This is a genomic window from Mycolicibacterium sp. Y3 (genome assembly GCF_051188035.1).
GTDB lineage: Bacteria > Actinomycetota > Actinomycetes > Mycobacteriales > Mycobacteriaceae > Mycobacterium > Mycobacterium fluoranthenivorans.
Map to the genome: position 1 here is coordinate 1,225,564 of NZ_JAVQLT010000001.1, position 15,887 is coordinate 1,241,450.

The following is a 15,887-nucleotide window of genomic DNA, read 5'->3' on the forward strand; positions in this document are numbered from 1 at the left end:
CAGCCCTAGTGATCGGTGCGACCGCGGTCGCGGCATCCCGACGCCGCAGCACAAGTTCACCTGGCACACCAGCCAGCACGTCACCCAACCCTGCCGACAACTGGGACCACGGCACCCCACTTGGCGGACCGGCCTGGGACCTACACATACCTCAAACACCGGCCCAAGACCCCGACGGGGTTGACGTTACTGCGGACAATCTCGCAGGAGCCTTGGCGAATCCGGCGAGCGTTCCGGGGTCCAACGCTGCGGGCACCACAGTGCAAAGCCTGCTTGGTGCGCCCACGTCAGCGCCTACTGCCAGCCCGGCTCAGGGGTGGCAGCAAGCACTGGCCCCGAACCTGACCTCGGCTACGTCCCAGGCCACCGTGGAGCAGGCTCAGGCTCCCTACTTGGCCAGTGTGGCCAGCCAGATATCGGGAACCCCAGTGTCGCAGTTGCCGCCGCCACCTGGATCGCCGGCGACCGCACAACTGGTGGAAGGTTTGGACCGCCCGGTGTGGTTCGACGCACCATCGCAGACAGCCACCGAGTACTGGCCGGGCTCCGCCGAGATCCGCCAGATCAGCGACCCTCGCGGGGTCACCACCTTCCTGGGTGGATCAGGTAGCCCAGTGACCGCGTTCCGCGACACCACCAGCGGGACAACCACACTGAATCTGGGGTCGGCCGGCACCATCGCTCGTGCGCTGGCCCAACCCGATGGCAGCTGGACCGGAACATTGAACGGCAATCCGGTCACCGTGGTGATGAGCCAGGCGGTGGACGGGCGGCTCAGCGGCTTCTCGGTCACCGGACCCGCTCAGGTCACCGACACCTTGGCTAAGGACATGCAGTTCCAAAACACTCTGGTGACCACCTCGTTATACAACGCGGCCGGAAACTGGACCCGCGATATCGAAACCACCACCACCGAGATCCCCGGCGTCAGCGGGATGTTGCCCTTCAGCCAGTCGACCGACACTGTCACCGACCCTATTCTGCGAGCCGGCACCGGTATCGAATCCTGGTTCCGCCAAAACTTGTCCGTCGTGCCTAACGTGCCCTACGACTGGCATGTACTGAGCACCGACGGCTACAACCTCAGCACCCAGATGGGCGCGGTCGCCGACACCGCGCTCTTCGCTGCCGACCTCGTTCCGGCCGCGCGAGCTGCAACGAGCACCCTCACCGAACTCGCAAACGTTCTGCGCGCCGCCCAAGCTGGCGCCGACATCGCCAGCACTACAGCAGAACTCGAACGCCTCGCTGCTCGCGCCAGCCAGATTCACTCGGTCCTAGACCAGATCGCCCAAAATCGGCGAACCACGGCCGTCCTTGGAACTCAGGAAGGATTCGATATTCTTGCATCAGGTGGCCGGGACCTAACTGGCGGACAGAAGGCGTTGAAAGACGCGACCGATGTCCTTGCAGCACTGTCCCGCGCCCACGCTGAGGTGACGGCGCTGCATCAAGCTGGCGTCGAAGGCCTCACGCCAGACCTAATGGCGGTCACGCGCAAGATCTGCGACAACTGTGTCACTGCCATCACCGAAGCGGGCGGAACTGTTCTTCCTGACGGATTGACTGCATCATGGCGACCATGACACGGGACCTACCTGAAGACGAAGACGCCTTGGCGGGACTCATCGACCTGATGGAACCCTGTCACAAGATCGCCTTCGCGGCCGGATACGCCCAGCGACTACTCGTCGTATTCGAGGGTGTGCGGGATGGCCAATGGCAGTACTTCGACGACCTCCTCACGCCTGCCTTAGATCAAGCCTGGACCGCCGCGCAAGGAACCGATGTTGACACGTCCCAGCTCGCGACGATCAATGCCGACTTGTTGGCGAACATCCCCAACGACCAAGATCCCAACCTTGAATTTACCTGGGAGACAGAGGCGCTGGGATCAGTTGTTTCGGCGGTCTACGCTTGCGTTAACGTCGTCCTGGTGTCCGATAGTCAGCAAGCACTCGCGGCGCGGCGGGCATTCACCGATTTTCTCGATTTTGTTGTCGCGGATTCGGGGCGCGCGACGCAGGAAGACTACTTGCAGCACTCCGACTTCTTCCAACAGGCGATCACCCTTATAGACAACGATTTCAAGAGTTCAACCAGCGTCGCAGCTCACCGCGCGCTGACTTCACGCCAAGGAGCTGATCTGTTAGCGGCGATCGCCGCCTATCTCGGACCCAAACCTTGGTGAAGCCAACATGTTTGAGAATTTTGACCGCGGCTGACCAAGATGGCGTGCACCGAGTGGAAGAAAACTATCATCCGCGTGGCGGGTGCGGTCACGGCAGTCATCCTTCCTCTCGGCGGCGGGCACCAGGGGCTGCGGATTGCGCAGTATGAGTTGGCTGTAGCGCGATTACTCAGTGACATCGCGGAGTACCGCGAGTTCGACCGGTATTACTCCTTGGCGCCATTCGAACTCCAGCACTGACCGTGACGCTACAACTCGTCGACCTTCGCCGCGGCGACGCCGGTCGGTACTCATGGGTGCCGCCGTTCGACTTCGAGACTGACTACTCGCTGGCGCGGAAGGGAAGTCGGGCGGCGTTCCTGGGTCCGATGATGTCGGTCGCCAGTTCATCGTGGAGGAACCAGGGCATGAGCATTGAGTCATCAAGCATGGCTGTCCAAAGCTACCCGCGCCGCGCGCCAGAACCGCTTCCGATGCATGAAGTGGGCCTCGACGATCGGTTCCTGCCTACGCGGCCTCGGTCCCCGGTCCGCTCCGTCGCCCGTCCCCGCGTCGAGCGATGGTGCCGCCGGGGACGGCCTCCGCTGCAGCGCGCCGGCCGTGGAGTACATCGGACTCAGGGCTCCCGCTCGCCGCAGTGGTTGCCTGCTCGCGGTCCTTGCCCGCGCCAGCGCTGGGTCCGCCCATGCTGCCCATGGGCAGCATGGGGATTCCGCCACCCATCAAACGTGAGACGTTAGTCAGCGAATGGAACGATTCGAGGGCGACCAGAGCCACGCTATTTCAGGCGTCCTCCGTTGCGGTTGATTGAGCATCAGGTTTGGTGGGTGCCATGGCGGTGAGATGATGGAGTCCAAACTCATAGGGCCAAAATAGGGCCAAACTTTCGGAACAGGTGCTCTGAGACGTCCAACTCGGCCACGCGGACCGACTCTGAACAGCGAAAACAGATTTGAGTCGCACGCTGAACCGCCTGAAAAGCGGAAGGTCGCCGGTTCGATCCCGGCCCTGGCCACCAAGCTTCATCGCGGTTCAGCACCCCCTTTTCCCGGCGAGCTTTCCGACCGTCTGCCAAAGCTGTTGGCTACCAGCTACTCGCGGTGTTCTCAATCGTCGGCTCTAGCTTGATATACGTTTCTTGTCGTAGCCAGCCACCGGATGAGCGCCGGTCCCGCCTGGTTTCGTACTCGGACGAATGGCGATGAACTGCCACCGGAAGGAGGGCGTCCGCCGATGTCGGCCTGGATGTCTGCCTTGCGGCCCTCCCAACCCGCGACGAGGGACGACCTCGAGCCGGTGAGCCTGCCGGAGACCGTCGCCCGCGCCCGCGCCGTCCTCGGCGACGAGCCGACGGCCTGGGCGATCCAGCGCGCCAAGCAGATCTGCGACACCTACGAGGCGTCCGCCCGGGCTGATCCGACGATCACCGTCGACGGGCTGGATCGGGTGGCGTGCGAGGCCGCGCTCCTGACGGTCTTGGTCAACCTGCGTACCGGGCGGGCCGACGCCCCGGCGCCGCCGGAAGGCTTCGAGGGTGTCCGGCGGGCCGTGCGCCAAGGCGCCAGAATCGAAACGATCCTGCGAGTCGTGTGGTTCAGCCACACCGCCCTTCAAACGGCGCTGTTGGAGGTGCTGTCCCGCGAGGTGCCGGCCGAGCGGCTCGTCGACGAACTGCGCGCGGTCTCGGAGGGATTGTTCGAATTCGTCGACGGCCTCGTCCGCGAGCTCGCCACGGCCTACGACCAGGAACGCGCGGCATGGCACGGCCGCGTGGCGGCACTGCGCCGCCAGACCATGGACCACATCGTCGAGCACGGCACTGCCCCGGAGGGCAGCGAACAACTCCTCGGGATCCGCCTGCGCGGTGACCATCTGGCCGCCGTGATCCGGTCGGTCGACCCGGCCCCGCCGACCGGATGGGACGGCAGCATCACACGCTATGTCGCAGCGGTGAGCGCGACGATCGAGGCGGTCAACAGTCTGGTCCTCGACCAGCCGGACGGCTCCACGGTGATCTGGTCGCTGTCCGCGGCGCCGCGGGACCCGGTCTCGGCCGTCACGGACCGTGTCCCGCACCCGCCCGGATCGATCGTCGCGTTCGGACCGGTCGGTCGGGACGTGGCCGGCTTGCAGAACTCGTTGCTCGGGGCCAGGCAGGCCGCGCTCGTGGGCGGGCAGCACCAGGGCGAGGGCGCATGGACCTACGACGATGTCGGGCTGCAAGCGGTGCTGCTCGCCGACCCCGAGGCCGCCGGCAGGTACGTCCGCCACGTGCTCAAGGGTCTGACCGGCAGTGACGCCAAGTCGGCGATGCTGCGCGAAACACTGTGGGCCTACCTGCGGCACGGACGCAGCAGACTCGCGGCCGCCGAAGAGCTGCACATCGCGCCGAACACGGTCGCCTACCGGGTGCGCCAAGCCGACGAACGTCTGGAACGGCCGGCCCTCGACGATCCCACGCCCATGGTCGTCGCCCTCAGCCTGGCCCGAGACTTCCCTGCCCTGCTCGGCTGAGATCCGCCCGGAAGCCGATGCGCTACAGACCGAGCTGGTGTTCGGGCATCCAGGTCCCGTGGATCGTGCTCAGCCGCACGGGCAGCTTGTACCCACCCAACGGACCCGCCCCGACGTCCTCGGCATCGAAGATCAGCAGGTCACTGTGGCGCTCGGCGACCCGGTTCACCAGCGCCAGCAGATAGCCGACCCCTTCGGGGGCGCCCAGGTATGCCGGGACGAACTCGACCTCCTGCGCGGTATCGCCCTGAGGCAGGGCGTGCACGGTGAACTGCCCGTTGTCGAAGTCGTAGTGGCCGATCCCGTTCATGGCCGGCGACGCGGGAACCATCTCAGGTGCGCCGTCCGGGAATGCCGGGTCGCCGGGCGCCTCCAGCAGCCGGCCGGCGGGCATGCCGGCGTTCATGACCAAGAAGTAGCCATGCCGGTGCCGTGACATCTCCCGCCGGGCGTCGATCTGCGGAAATTCGCAGACGACCTCGTCGAGGCGCTCCACCCGGACCGGCGTGGCCGGATCGCTCGGGTCGATCCGCCACCGGGTGAGGTAGGTGGCCATATCGGCCGGGTCGAACATGTTGCCCTGCACGTCGGGGAAGAAGAACGGAAACGGCCCCGTCTTGCCCTGGCAGACGTCGACGACGGTCACACCGTCCTCGTCGTAGGAATTGACGAAATGGCCCGGGGCATGGGTCGGCACCTCGATCCACCGGATCTCCTCACCACGCCCATACCGTGGCAGCACCCCGACGTAAGACGCCTTGGACGAATCCCATTGCCAGTGCGCACCACCGGCTTTGAGCCGGTCCAGGTCGGTCGCGGCCGGACTGATCGGGAACACCGCATGACTGGGGGAGACCCGGAAATCGTGGATATAGGCGGGGTAAGGGGCCTCGAACCACGCCTCGTGCGTGACATGCCCGCTCGCGTCGACGACGTAGTAGGCGATATCGCGGGTGGCCTCACCCTTGGCCTCGTAGCCGAACAGGAACATCTCTCCGGTGTCGGGGTCGAAGCTCGGGTGCGCCGTGCAGGTCTTGCTGGTCATCGCCCCGTAGAAATCCCATTGGCCCACTGTCTCCAGGGTTTCCGGGTTCACCTCCCAGGGCAGGCCGTCCTCTTTGAGCATGAGCAGCTTGCCGCCGTGCCAGACGACATGGGTGTTCGCCGTCGAGCGGACCTGGCCACGAACGCTCGGGTCGGCCGTGTAGACGTTGCGGTATCGCCCGAACAGGGCGCGCCGGGCGGCGCGTTCCAGCCGGAGCTTCTCGGTACGCACGAATCGCGACTTGAAGTCCACGTGGCCGTTCTGGAAGTGGAACATCGCGGTCATACCGTCTCCGTTGATGAACAGTTCATCGTCTGTCATCGGCGGGAACGCCCAGTCGTACGCGGCGCGGTAGTAACGCCCGTTGAGGTCGGCCGGCACCTGGCCGTAGGACTCCAGTTCGTACACGTCGGCCTCGATACGGCTGGGTGCGCCCCAGCCCTGGAACAGGGGGATATCCGGGTAGCCGGTTCCCGGTCGCAGGTTGAGTCGGACGTCGGTCATGGTGGCTCCTCGAAAGGTCGCAATGTGGCGAATTACCAAGCCATTTCAGCCCGAGCACGGGCGGCGCGTCTTGCGTCCGCGCGCCAACGTCGCACCATGTTCTTGGCGCCACAACGCAATGGCGGTGAACCGACTAACTCACGTCTGCAGGGCCGCCGGTTCCCGTGGGGCAACAATGCGGGCGGCCGCCTCGACCGCGGCGGCGCGGCTGGTGGCGTGGGTATCGGCGTCGACGGGTCCGACTTCCGGCCAAGCAGCCCAGGCCATCCCGATGCCGAACATAATTATCAGCAGTTGGTGGGGTTCCCATCGCCGGTCGACGTGGCCGGCTTCCTGGGCGGCGATGATGGAAGCGGTGTCGCGTTCGCGGATGTTGTGGCCGTCGAGCTCGGGTTCCTCGAGCGGTACGCCTTCCAACCGTGCCCAGGTGATCATCCGGAGATGCTCCGGCTTGCTGGTGGCCAGGTCGTAGAGGTCTCCGGCGAATTCGGCGACAGCGTCCGGCCGGACAGCGATCGCACTGAAGAACTCCGCGCTGTCGGCGGCGACCACCTGTCGGAACAGGGCTTCCTTGTCGCCGAAATGCGCGTAGAGCCGCTCCTTGCTGGCGTTCGCGGATTTGGCGATCCGGTCGATCCGGGCGCCGGCCAGTCCGTATCGGGCGAACTCGGCGCGTGCCGCGTCGATGATCACGTCGCGTAGTTCGGCTGTACTTCTCACAGGAAGATCATAACCAAACGAAACAGTTCGTTTGGTACTTTCGGGACTATGACCCAGCAGAACACCGCAACGTCGTCGATTGCGTCGATGCCGCGCGGCGGCCCCGACGCCACACGACTGGATCGGCTGATGCAGACGAACGTCCTGGAATACACCGATCGGCAGGACGTCCCCGACGAGCTCAAGCAACGGGTGATCGAGGGGCTCGACGCGATGGGTGAACGGAGCGGCCTTCACGATCAACACGCGAGGACGGCACTTCAGGTCGTCGCCGATATCGCCAACCCGCGCATTCTCGAGATCGGCGCCGGCCATGGCCGGCTATCGGCGCGGATTCTGGAACTGCACGCCACCGCCACCGTGACCGCCAGCGATCTGGACCCGACGTCGGTGGCCAACATGGCGGCGGGCCCGCTGGGATCTCATCCCCGGGCGCGCACCCAGGTGGTCGATGCCACCGCCATCGATGCCGACGTTGCCTCCTATGACCTGGTGGTGTTCGCGTTGGCCTTCCATCACCTGCCGCCCGCGACGGCGTATCGCGCCATCGCCGAGGCCACGCGGGTGGCCTCCCGCTTCCTGGTGATCGACCTCAAGCGTGCCTCGCCGTGGGGGATGCTGCTCACCCCGATCGTGATGGTGCCGATGTCACTGGCGATCATGCCGCGCAGGTCCATCCTGCCGACCATGCACGACGGCATCATCAGCTCGCTGCGCGCCTACTCGGCGCCGGCGCTGGTCGCGCTCGGCAAGGCCGCCGACCCGCAGATGAACATCGACTTTCTTCGACCACCACGCTCGAGGTTCGGTCCGCCGTCGATGACCGCCGTCTTCTCCCGGGGGCCACGCGCCTGCACCCCCGCCCCGGCCAAGGAAGGAACGTCCGAATGAAGAACGCCGCCGCCAGAACCGAACAGATCATCGAACAGCCCGCACGGGTGCGGGCGCTGCGAAAACTGGTGGAAGCCACCGCGGACGGCCTATGGCCGGCGATCGAGCTGTCCCGGCCGTACATCGACGGCACTGAGAACCTCCCGCGCGACGGCCGGTTTTTCTTGGTAGGCAACCACACCCAGACCGGGATGGGCGAGGCGTGGCTGACCTGCCTGGCGGTACGGCGGGCGATCGGCACCCGGGTCCGGCCGTTGACCGAACGGGGGATGGGAAGCATGCCGGGGCCGATGGGAGACGTTCTGGCCGCGTGCGGCGGGGTCGTCGGAACGCCGGAGAATGCCACCAAGCTGATGCAGAACAACGAGACACTGCTGGTGTTTCCCGGCGGCGGCCGCGAGATCGGAAAGTTCAAAGGCGAGGAATACCAACTCAAGTGGCAAGGGCGCGCCGGCTTCGCGCGGGTGGCGATCGCCAACGACTATCCGATCGTCCCCTTCGGCTATGTCGGCGGTGACGACATCTACCACAGCATCACCCCGCGGGACAGCATGCTGGGCAGGCTCACCGAGAAGTTGGGTCTGGCCGTCACCGGAAAGCCGGACATGACGATGCCCTTGGTGCGCGGGATCGGCCCGACGCTGATTCCCAGCCCGCAGCGGAACTACCTGCGCTTCGGTCAGCCGATCGACACCACACAGCCGGCCGGTGTATCCGACGCCGAGTGGGTGGAGACCGTCAAGAAGACCACCCAGACGGCGGTGGAGAGCATCTTGCGCGAGCTGCAGGACATCCGCGCCGAAGACCCCTTCCGTCAACTGAACCCGCTGGCCTGGCGCGACGCGGTTCAGCCGCAATCCGCCGTGTCCTAGTCGTCCGCCACGGGGAGGTCGGGGTCTTGCGTCGTTTGCTGTGCGTGCTGGGAGTTGCCGCTGTGGTTTCCGGGTGTTCGTATCCCGCCGATGTCGTGATCGCCGCTCCACCTGTACCGCTGCCACCGATGGGATGGAACTCGTGGAACTCGGGAATGGAGATCGACGACCAGTCGATCAGGGACACCATCGACGCGATGGTGTCCTCCGGGATGCGAGATGCGGGATACACGTGTGTCAATCTGGATGCGGGATGGGCTGCACCAGAACGCAATTCCAGCGGTGAGCTGGTCCCCGACCCCCAGCGCTTTCCGTTCGGGCTGACACCGCTGGTCGACTACGCACACGAACGCGGACTGCAGTTCGGTCTGTACTCGAGTCCGTTCAACGAGACCTGCGGACAAGGTGTGGGCACCGCGAGCCTCGGCCACGAAACCGTGGACGCCGCGACCTTCGCGGCGTGGGGAATCGACTTCCTCAAGTACGACTGGTGCAGCGTCGCCGCCGACCACGACGAACAGGTTCAGGTGTTCGGCGCGATGGGGTCGGCCCTGCGGGACAGCGGAAGACGCATCGTCTACAGCATCAACCCCAACAGTTCCGGGGACCCCGCCGCGGGTGCCCGCTTCGACTGGACCGGAATCGCGGACGTGGTCCGCACGTCCGGCGACCTGGTTCCGTTGTGGCACAATGTGTTAACCATTCCGGGTGGTGTGGATCCGTTCGCTTCCGGGATGTTCGGCGGCGTCCCCGACCAGTTCGCGGATGCCGCCGCGGCAAATGACCGCCCGGCATATCGCAGCGACCCGGACATGCTGGTGGTCGGGGTGACGTGGAGCGACTTCTTTCTCCGGCACCGAGAACTGTTGCGTAACAACATTAAATCGCAGCCCCTGACCGCCGACCAACGCGCGCTGATCGAACCGATGTTGGCCATGCCGGCGCGGACCGCGCAGTGGATTGCCGCCACTCAGCCCAGCTTGACCGAAGACGAGCAGCGCAGCCATTTCTCCCTGTGGGCGATGCTGGGCGCCCCGTTGCTGGCCGGTAACGACTTACGGGCAATGTCGCCGACCACGTTGTCGATCCTCACCAACCGCGAGGTCATCGCGGTCGATCAGGACCCGCTGATGGCCAAGGCCCGTCAGGTCGGCGGCGATGGGCGGATCTGGGCCAAGCGGCTCGCCGATTCCTCGGTGGCGGTCGCGCTGTTCAATCCCTCGAGCGTGCCGGGGGATATCGCGACCACGGCCGCCGCAGTGGGACTGCCGCCGGCGTCCTGTTACAGCGTGCGCGACCTGTGGACGGGTGACAGCGCCGAGGTCACCGGTGACCTCGGCGCCAGATCCGTGGCACCCCACGCTGTTCACCTCGTGCGAGTAAGGACAGCGGATACGTGTTCCCACTGAACTTCCTGCCCGAAATACCCGTCGGGCCGCTGACCTTCGTGGTGTTGGCAGCGGTCGTCATCGGCTCGTCGGTGCCGGTATTCAGCATCGTGATCGCCGCCGAACCGATTCTGGTCGCCGTGATACTGGCGACCGATCAAGATCTGTCCGTTCCTGAGCTGCTCGCGGTCGCGATTGGGGCCGCCGTCGTCGGTGACATGGTGAGTTACTGGCTCGGCCGGACGCTCGGACCGAGGCTGCTCAAGACGAGGCTCGTGCGCCGTTCGCGTAAACATGTCTACGGCGCGCATCACTCCGTGCAGCGCCGAGGTGTGTTGGGCGCGATGATCGTTCAGCGCTGGGTGCCCCCGGCGCGCGGTTTCGTGCCGGCCTCACTCGGCACGGCACGACGACCTTTCGGGCGGTTCGTCGGTTATTCGGTGATCGCCTCCGCAGTGTGGGCTGTGGTCTTGGTTCTGGGTGCGCATTTCGGTGGACCGACGCTGATCCTGGCCATCCCGACGGTGATCACGGTGTTCCTCGTGATCCAAGGCGTACGACGCCTGGTGATGTGGCTGGGCAACCGCAGGCATGCCCGAGTCGCCGCGACCGAACAATGACTTCCCGGGTTTTCCGCTTCCCTCAGGCCGGAATTCGGCGGTTCAGCGTCAGCGACGCCACCGCGGACGCCACCGTCACCAGCACCGCCAACCGCAGCCAGCCGGCGCTGGCATCGCCGGGTACCGTCTGATACCCGATCTGCTGCTGCAGCTTGTCGTACACCCCGTTGAGCTCGTCGAGGTTCGACGCGTAGAACATCTGGCCGTCGGTCAGTTCGGCGATCTTCTTCAGCGTGGCATCGTCCACCGGCACCGGCTGGCGGATCCCGTTGAGGTCGACATAACCGTCCGGGGTACCGAACGAAATCGTCGAGATGGGCACGCCCTGGTCTTTGGCGGCCCGTGCGGCGGTGAACGCGCCGCGCGGCTCGTCGGGCTGTGAGGGCACCGTCTCCTTGCCGTCGGATTCGAGCACGATGCGCGCCGGCGGCGGTCCGTCGCCGCCGCCGATCACCGCGTCCGCCGTCGAAATCGCCTGCAGCGCAGTGAAGATGGCCTCGCCGGTGGCGGTACGCTCCTCGGCCTTGAGTCCGTCGATGGCGTTCTTCATCTTGGCGCGGTTGGTGGTCGGGGCCACCAGGACCGTTGCGGTGCCGCCGTACGCGATCAGGCCGAGGTTGATACCCGGGGTGAGTTCGTCGGCGAACTTCTTCCCGGCCGCCTGGGCGGCCGCCAGCCTGCTCGGGGACACGTCGGTGGCGCGCATCGACTCCGAGACATCGATCACCAGCATCACCACCGCCCGGTCCCGCGGGATGCGCTCGTCATGGGTCGGCCCGGCCAAGGCACAGCTCAACAGCAGCAGAGCACCGACCAGCAGGACGGCCGGCAGGTGTCGCCAGCGATCGGTGCGTGGGCGTGCGACCTTGTCCAGGATGTGCAGATTGGCGAAGCGCAGCACCCGGATCCGGCGCTTGCGCAGCATCACGATGTAGAGCACGGCCACCGCCGCGGCGACGAGTGCGAACAGGAAGAACCATGCGTGGGCGAAGCCCGCCAGCGTGATCGGGCCCAGAAATGGCAGCGTCATTGTCGCGCCAGGCTAGGAAACGGCGCTGGGGCCTGACTCCGGCGCGGATGTCAACCCGCTGTGGGCCTCAGTTCACGCACGGGGTGCGGTCGCCGCTGACCGGCAGACCGTGGTCGGGGGTCGGGTCGCTGGACCCGGCCTCCTCGGTGCCGAACCACGGCCGGTGCGTGGATGTGGTGGCGGTCCTGGCGGCGGAAGTGCTGGGCGTGGTGCTGGACGTCGAAGACGTGGAATCCTGCGCGGTCAGCTTGGCCGGAACCAGATAACCGTTGCCGATCACCACCCGCACCTGGCCCGCCGGCAGCTCCTTGTCCGCGACGGTCACCACGGCACCGAGCAGACCGGAGAGTTCCTGGGCGACGTCGTCGGCCCCGGCGCCGTAGCTGATGGTCGTCAGTGCGGGCTTGTCCTCGAGCTGGATATCGGGCGTCTCGACGTGAAAGCCGCGTTTCTCCAGGGCGGTCGCGACGGTCGAGGCCGTCCAGTTGCTGTCGGCATTGACCACCTGCACGGGGTTCGTCGGGACGGCCTCGGCGGTAGTGGGAGCAGTGGTGGCGACCGGAGTGCCGTCGGAGAACGCCGCGCGCACCTGTGCCTTGATGGCGTCGGGGTCGATGATGTTGACGTCCTGGCCGTTGCGGGTGTCGTAGCGCACCACGGGCAGGGTCTTGTAGACGACATCCTGACCGCTGATCGAGCCCAGCCTGCGGAACAGATCGGAGTCCCAGCCGCTGGACAACACGATGTCCTTGTGGGCGATGGCCATCAACTCGTTGAGCTTGCCGATATCGGTGAAGGCGCCGGACTCCTGCAGCTGCCGCATGACCGCGACCAGGAAGGCCTGTTGGCGGTGCGTGCGGTCGAGGTCACCGTTCTCCAGACCGTGCCGCTGCCGGACGAAGGCCAGCGCCTGCGCGGCGTTGAGGGTCTGGTGGCCTGCCGGGAAGTTCGCCCCCGAATATTCGTCGTCCACCGCGTGGTTGAGACACACCTGGATGCCGCCCAGGGTGGACGCCAGATCGTAGAAGCCGGCCAGGTTGATCTCGGCGAAGTAGTCGATGGGTACCCCGACAAGGCTGCGCACGGCGCTCAGGGTGGCGGCGCGGCCGGCCTCGCGTCCGGCCATCTCGAGCGTTTCGCGGTCGCCGATCCCCTCATCGGCCAGGTGCTGTTCGGTGTAGAACTTGGTCAGCCCGTAGGCCTCTTTGATCTTGATATTGGTGTAACCGGGCAGGCGGTGGAAGTCGACATAGTCATCCCGCGGGATGGAGAAGGCGGTCACCTTGTTGTCCGCGTCAACGTGCACCAGGATCAGGGTGTTGGTGTTGTAGCCGCCGGTCTCGGAATCCCCGGCATGCAACTGATCCAGCACTTCCTGCGGCAGGTCGTTGCCGTGCTGGTCCTTTCGGGAGTCCAGCCCGATCAGCAGGATGTTGATCGGGCCGCCTTTGATGTGCGCCGAGTCGGCCAGCGCGTGTGACACGGTGAATCCGGTCAGCACGCCGCGGGTGGTCCACCACGCCGCCCCGGACACCGCCACCAATGCGGTGGACAACACAGCAAGGACGACGCGGGCCCAGCGGAGCCGGCGCCGAGGCGGTTCAGGCAATCGGTGCCGGGCGGCGTCGGGCATATCAGGCGAAGTGTACGACCGAGGCCGCGCCTGCGATAACGCAATAGACCGCGAACGGCAGCAGCGTGCGGTGCTCGAAATAGCGGGTCAGGAAGCGTACGGAGAGGTAGGCCGCCGCTGCGGCGACGGCCGAGCCCGCCAGCACCTGGCCCAGGATGCCCCGGCTGGCCGGCTCGGCCAGTTCCGGCAACTTGAGCACGCCTGCGGCCAGGATTATCGGCGTGGCCAGCAGGAACGCGAATTTGGCGGCATCCTCGTGGTCCAAGCCCCGGATCAGCCCGCCGACCATCGTGACCCCGGACCGGCTGATCCCGGCCAGCAGTGCCAGGCTCTGCGCCAGGCCGATACCACCGGCCTCCACCGCACTGAGGTCGTCGAGGGTTCGTGTGCCCGGCAGCCGCCTTCGCCACAGTTCGGCTATGGCAAGAATCACACCGTTGAGCGTCAAGAACACGGCCGCCACCAGCGGGGTGGCGAACAGCGTGCGCAGCGGATGTTCGAAGGCCAGCCCGAGCAGCCCGGTCGGGATGGTCGCGAGGACCAACAGCCAGGCCAGCCGCTGCGCGGACGTCTCGATCCTGCGGATTCGCACCGAGGTCACGAACGCACCGATGATGCGCACCCAGTCCCGCCGGTAGAACACCAGCAGGGCCAGTGCCGTCGCGACGTGCAGCCCGACCACAAAGGCCAGGTACGGGGTGTGGCCGTGGGAATTGCCCTGTGTCACAAGCTGACTCCAGGACCCGCCGAGCCAGGCCGGGACAAGCACCGAATGGCCCAGGCTGGAGATCGGGAACAGTTCGGTGACACCCTGGAGCGCGCCGATGACGACGGCCTGCAGATAGGTCAGCATCTACGCCTATTCGGTTGTTCGGCGGTGGAAGCGGTCCCGCAGCTGCGGATCGGCCTCCCACCACAGTGCGGGTGAGGTCTGTTCACCGGAGGTGTCTTCGGCCGCATCGAGTTCGGCGTCGAGCACCGCAGCCTGCGCCTTCTCGTCGGAAGACATCGCGCGCATCAGCACCATCAGGAACGGCACACCGAGCACGTCACCGAGAATCCACAACACGCCCGCGCCGATCGACTGGTCCACCCGCATGCTGGGGCCCCAGGTGCGGTTCAGTGCCAGGTAGTAGTCGGTGGCGACCAGCGGTCCCAGCCACAACACGAGGCCCAACAGACCGTCGCCGAGTGTCTCGGCGATGCTGATCACGACCGAGATCATCTGCGGGTACCGCCGCGGCACCGGGTCGGCCTGGATGCGCGCATAGAAGTAGCAGAAACCGATGAGTACCAAGATGATTCGGGTGAGTGACTCGATGGCCGGGTTGGTCAGGGCTGCCACGTACCAGGGTGTCAGGTACAGCAGCCACGGCGTGGCCAACATGAGCACCGAGGTGGTGGCCGGATGGGTGAGCACGCGGGCGACCTTGCCTGCGAGCACCCTGTCGACGAGTGCGGCGCCGCCCGCCGCGCGTAGCGCGGTCAGCGGGGTGCCCAGCGCCAACAACATCGGCACCACGAACAGCAGCAGCAGAACTTGGAGAGCGCGCACCCAGAACAACACCGGGGCGTACACGCCGACCATACTCATGGTGGCCAGCGCCCAGACCGCGATTCCGCTCCAGAATCCGGCCCGTCTGGGGGCCGGCAGCGGCGCCCCGGCAGCGTGGGCGCGCCGGCAGCACCACGCGTAGGCGCTGCCTGCCAGCACAAGCAGCGCCGTCGAAGCCGCATCGACGGTCCACGATGTCACCGCGGTGGACAGCGTCAGCGGTGCCACCGCCAAAGACATGGCGGCCAGTATGCGTGCGATTGCTGTGCACCACCTGCGCGTTATCGGGCAGTACGATGACTGCCCGATATGAGGTGGACCTGGTGACGACCGAACCCGCTGCGCCCGACTTCCGTCAGCGACTGCTCACGGCGTTCGAAGAGTCGATCGCCGAGACTGGCTATGCCAAGACGACGATCGCCGATATCGTGCGGCGGGCCCGCACGTCGCGTCGCACGTTCTATGAGCATTTCGCCAGCAAGGAGGAGTGCTTTGTGCGGTTGTTGGCCGAGGCCAACGCCGAACAGGTGCAGCAGATCGCCGCGGCCGTCGATCCCGGGGCGCCCTGGCAACAGCAAGCCCGCCAGGCCATCGAAGCCTGGATCGCCTCGGCCGAATCCCGGCCCGACCTGACGTTGAGTTGGATACGCGACGGCCCCTCGCTGGGGGCGGCGGGCCGTCAGCTCGTCCGTGACGCCATGGAGCAGTTCGTCGGCATGGTGAACCAGTTGGTGGACCGGTCCGAGTTCCGCGAGGCGGGGATCGGCCCGATCTCACGGCAGCGGCTGATCATGCTGCTGGGCGGGTTGCGCGAGCTCACCGCGGTCACGGTGGAGAACGGCGGCCGGATGAGCGATTTCACCGAGGAGGCGGTCGAGGCGACCATCGCGCTCATCACGCCGATGTCCTGACACGTTCTTGTGG

The 15,887-nt window shown here is 66.2% G+C and carries 14 protein-coding genes and 1 tRNA gene; 9 read left to right on the forward strand and 6 right to left on the reverse strand.

What is annotated here, in order from left to right; all coding sequences use genetic code 11:
• Positions 1 to 392: 392 nt before the first annotated feature.
• The 4 genes from QN239_RS06060 (at position 393) to QN239_RS06075 (ending at position 4,705) form a co-directional block, all read left to right on the forward strand.
• A complete protein-coding gene (locus QN239_RS06060; RefSeq protein WP_499008689.1) occupies positions 393 to 1,586 on the forward strand; it encodes a cytidine/deoxycytidylate deaminase family protein in 1,194 nt (397 codons plus the stop codon).
• Positions 1,574 to 2,191, forward strand: a complete 618-nt coding sequence (locus QN239_RS06065; protein ID WP_499008691.1) for a hypothetical protein — start codon at positions 1,574 to 1,576, stop codon at positions 2,189 to 2,191. The genes QN239_RS06060 and QN239_RS06065 overlap by 13 nt, the downstream gene beginning before the upstream one ends.
• Positions 2,192 to 3,128: 937 nt before the next feature.
• Positions 3,129 to 3,209, forward strand: a tRNA-Phe gene (locus QN239_RS06070).
• 215 nt (positions 3,210 to 3,424) lie between these two features.
• Complete coding sequence (locus QN239_RS06075) at positions 3,425 to 4,705, forward strand: PucR family transcriptional regulator (RefSeq protein ID WP_499008693.1); 1,281 nt, start codon at positions 3,425 to 3,427, stop codon at positions 4,703 to 4,705.
• Positions 4,706 to 4,727: 22 nt separating this feature from the next.
• Here QN239_RS06075 and QN239_RS06080 read toward each other — a convergent pair whose 3' ends face one another.
• Together QN239_RS06080 and QN239_RS06085 are read right to left on the reverse strand one after the other, a co-directional pair.
• Positions 4,728 to 6,254, reverse strand: a complete 1,527-nt coding sequence (locus tag QN239_RS06080; protein ID WP_499008694.1) for a carotenoid oxygenase family protein — start codon at positions 6,252 to 6,254, stop codon at positions 4,728 to 4,730.
• A 138-nt stretch (positions 6,255 to 6,392) separates the two neighbouring features.
• Positions 6,393 to 6,974: a TetR/AcrR family transcriptional regulator gene (locus QN239_RS06085; RefSeq protein WP_499008695.1), complete on the reverse strand. Its 582-nt coding sequence runs from the start codon at positions 6,972 to 6,974 to the stop codon at positions 6,393 to 6,395.
• A gap of 48 nt (positions 6,975 to 7,022) precedes the next feature.
• Between QN239_RS06085 and QN239_RS06090 the strand changes: the two genes are divergently transcribed.
• The 4 genes from QN239_RS06090 to QN239_RS06105 are packed head-to-tail and all read left to right on the forward strand — an operon-like array spanning position 7,023 to position 10,745.
• A complete protein-coding gene (locus QN239_RS06090; RefSeq protein WP_499008697.1) occupies positions 7,023 to 7,865 on the forward strand; it encodes a class I SAM-dependent methyltransferase in 843 nt (280 codons plus the stop codon).
• On the forward strand, positions 7,862 to 8,737 hold the full coding sequence (locus QN239_RS06095; protein ID WP_499008699.1) for a lysophospholipid acyltransferase family protein: 876 nt from the start codon (positions 7,862 to 7,864) through the stop codon (positions 8,735 to 8,737). Before QN239_RS06090 ends, QN239_RS06095 begins: the two co-directional genes overlap by 4 nt.
• Positions 8,738 to 8,763: 26 nt before the next feature.
• Positions 8,764 to 10,146 carry a glycoside hydrolase family 27 protein gene (locus QN239_RS06100; protein ID WP_499008700.1) on the forward strand — a complete coding sequence of 461 codons (1,383 nt, stop codon included), beginning with the start codon at positions 8,764 to 8,766 and terminating at the stop codon, positions 10,144 to 10,146.
• Positions 10,134 to 10,745: a DedA family protein gene (locus QN239_RS06105; RefSeq protein ID WP_499008702.1), complete on the forward strand. Its 612-nt coding sequence runs from the start codon at positions 10,134 to 10,136 to the stop codon at positions 10,743 to 10,745. Before QN239_RS06100 ends, QN239_RS06105 begins: the two co-directional genes overlap by 13 nt.
• Positions 10,746 to 10,767: 22 nt before the next feature.
• On the opposite strand, the gene QN239_RS06110 is transcribed toward QN239_RS06105, so the two are convergent.
• From QN239_RS06110 to QN239_RS06125, 4 genes are all read right to left on the reverse strand, one after another.
• Positions 10,768 to 11,775: a VWA domain-containing protein gene (locus tag QN239_RS06110; RefSeq protein WP_499008703.1), complete on the reverse strand. Its 1,008-nt coding sequence runs from the start codon at positions 11,773 to 11,775 to the stop codon at positions 10,768 to 10,770.
• A 67-nt stretch (positions 11,776 to 11,842) separates the two neighbouring features.
• Positions 11,843 to 13,408 carry an LCP family protein gene (locus QN239_RS06115; RefSeq protein ID WP_499008705.1) on the reverse strand — a complete coding sequence of 522 codons (1,566 nt, stop codon included), beginning with the start codon at positions 13,406 to 13,408 and terminating at the stop codon, positions 11,843 to 11,845.
• Between the two features lies 1 nt (position 13,409).
• Entirely contained in the window at positions 13,410 to 14,261 is an 852-nt protein-coding gene (locus QN239_RS06120) for an undecaprenyl-diphosphate phosphatase (RefSeq protein WP_267292555.1), read from the reverse strand.
• A gap of 6 nt (positions 14,262 to 14,267) precedes the next feature.
• Positions 14,268 to 15,203 carry a cytochrome c oxidase assembly protein gene (locus tag QN239_RS06125; protein ID WP_499008708.1) on the reverse strand — a complete coding sequence of 312 codons (936 nt, stop codon included), beginning with the start codon at positions 15,201 to 15,203 and terminating at the stop codon, positions 14,268 to 14,270.
• Positions 15,204 to 15,286: 83 nt separating this feature from the next.
• Between QN239_RS06125 and QN239_RS06130 the strand changes: the two genes are divergently transcribed.
• Positions 15,287 to 15,874 (forward strand): TetR/AcrR family transcriptional regulator, encoded by a 588-nt coding sequence (locus QN239_RS06130; RefSeq protein WP_499008710.1) that lies wholly within the window; start codon positions 15,287 to 15,289, stop codon positions 15,872 to 15,874.
• Positions 15,875 to 15,887 lie beyond the last annotated feature (13 nt).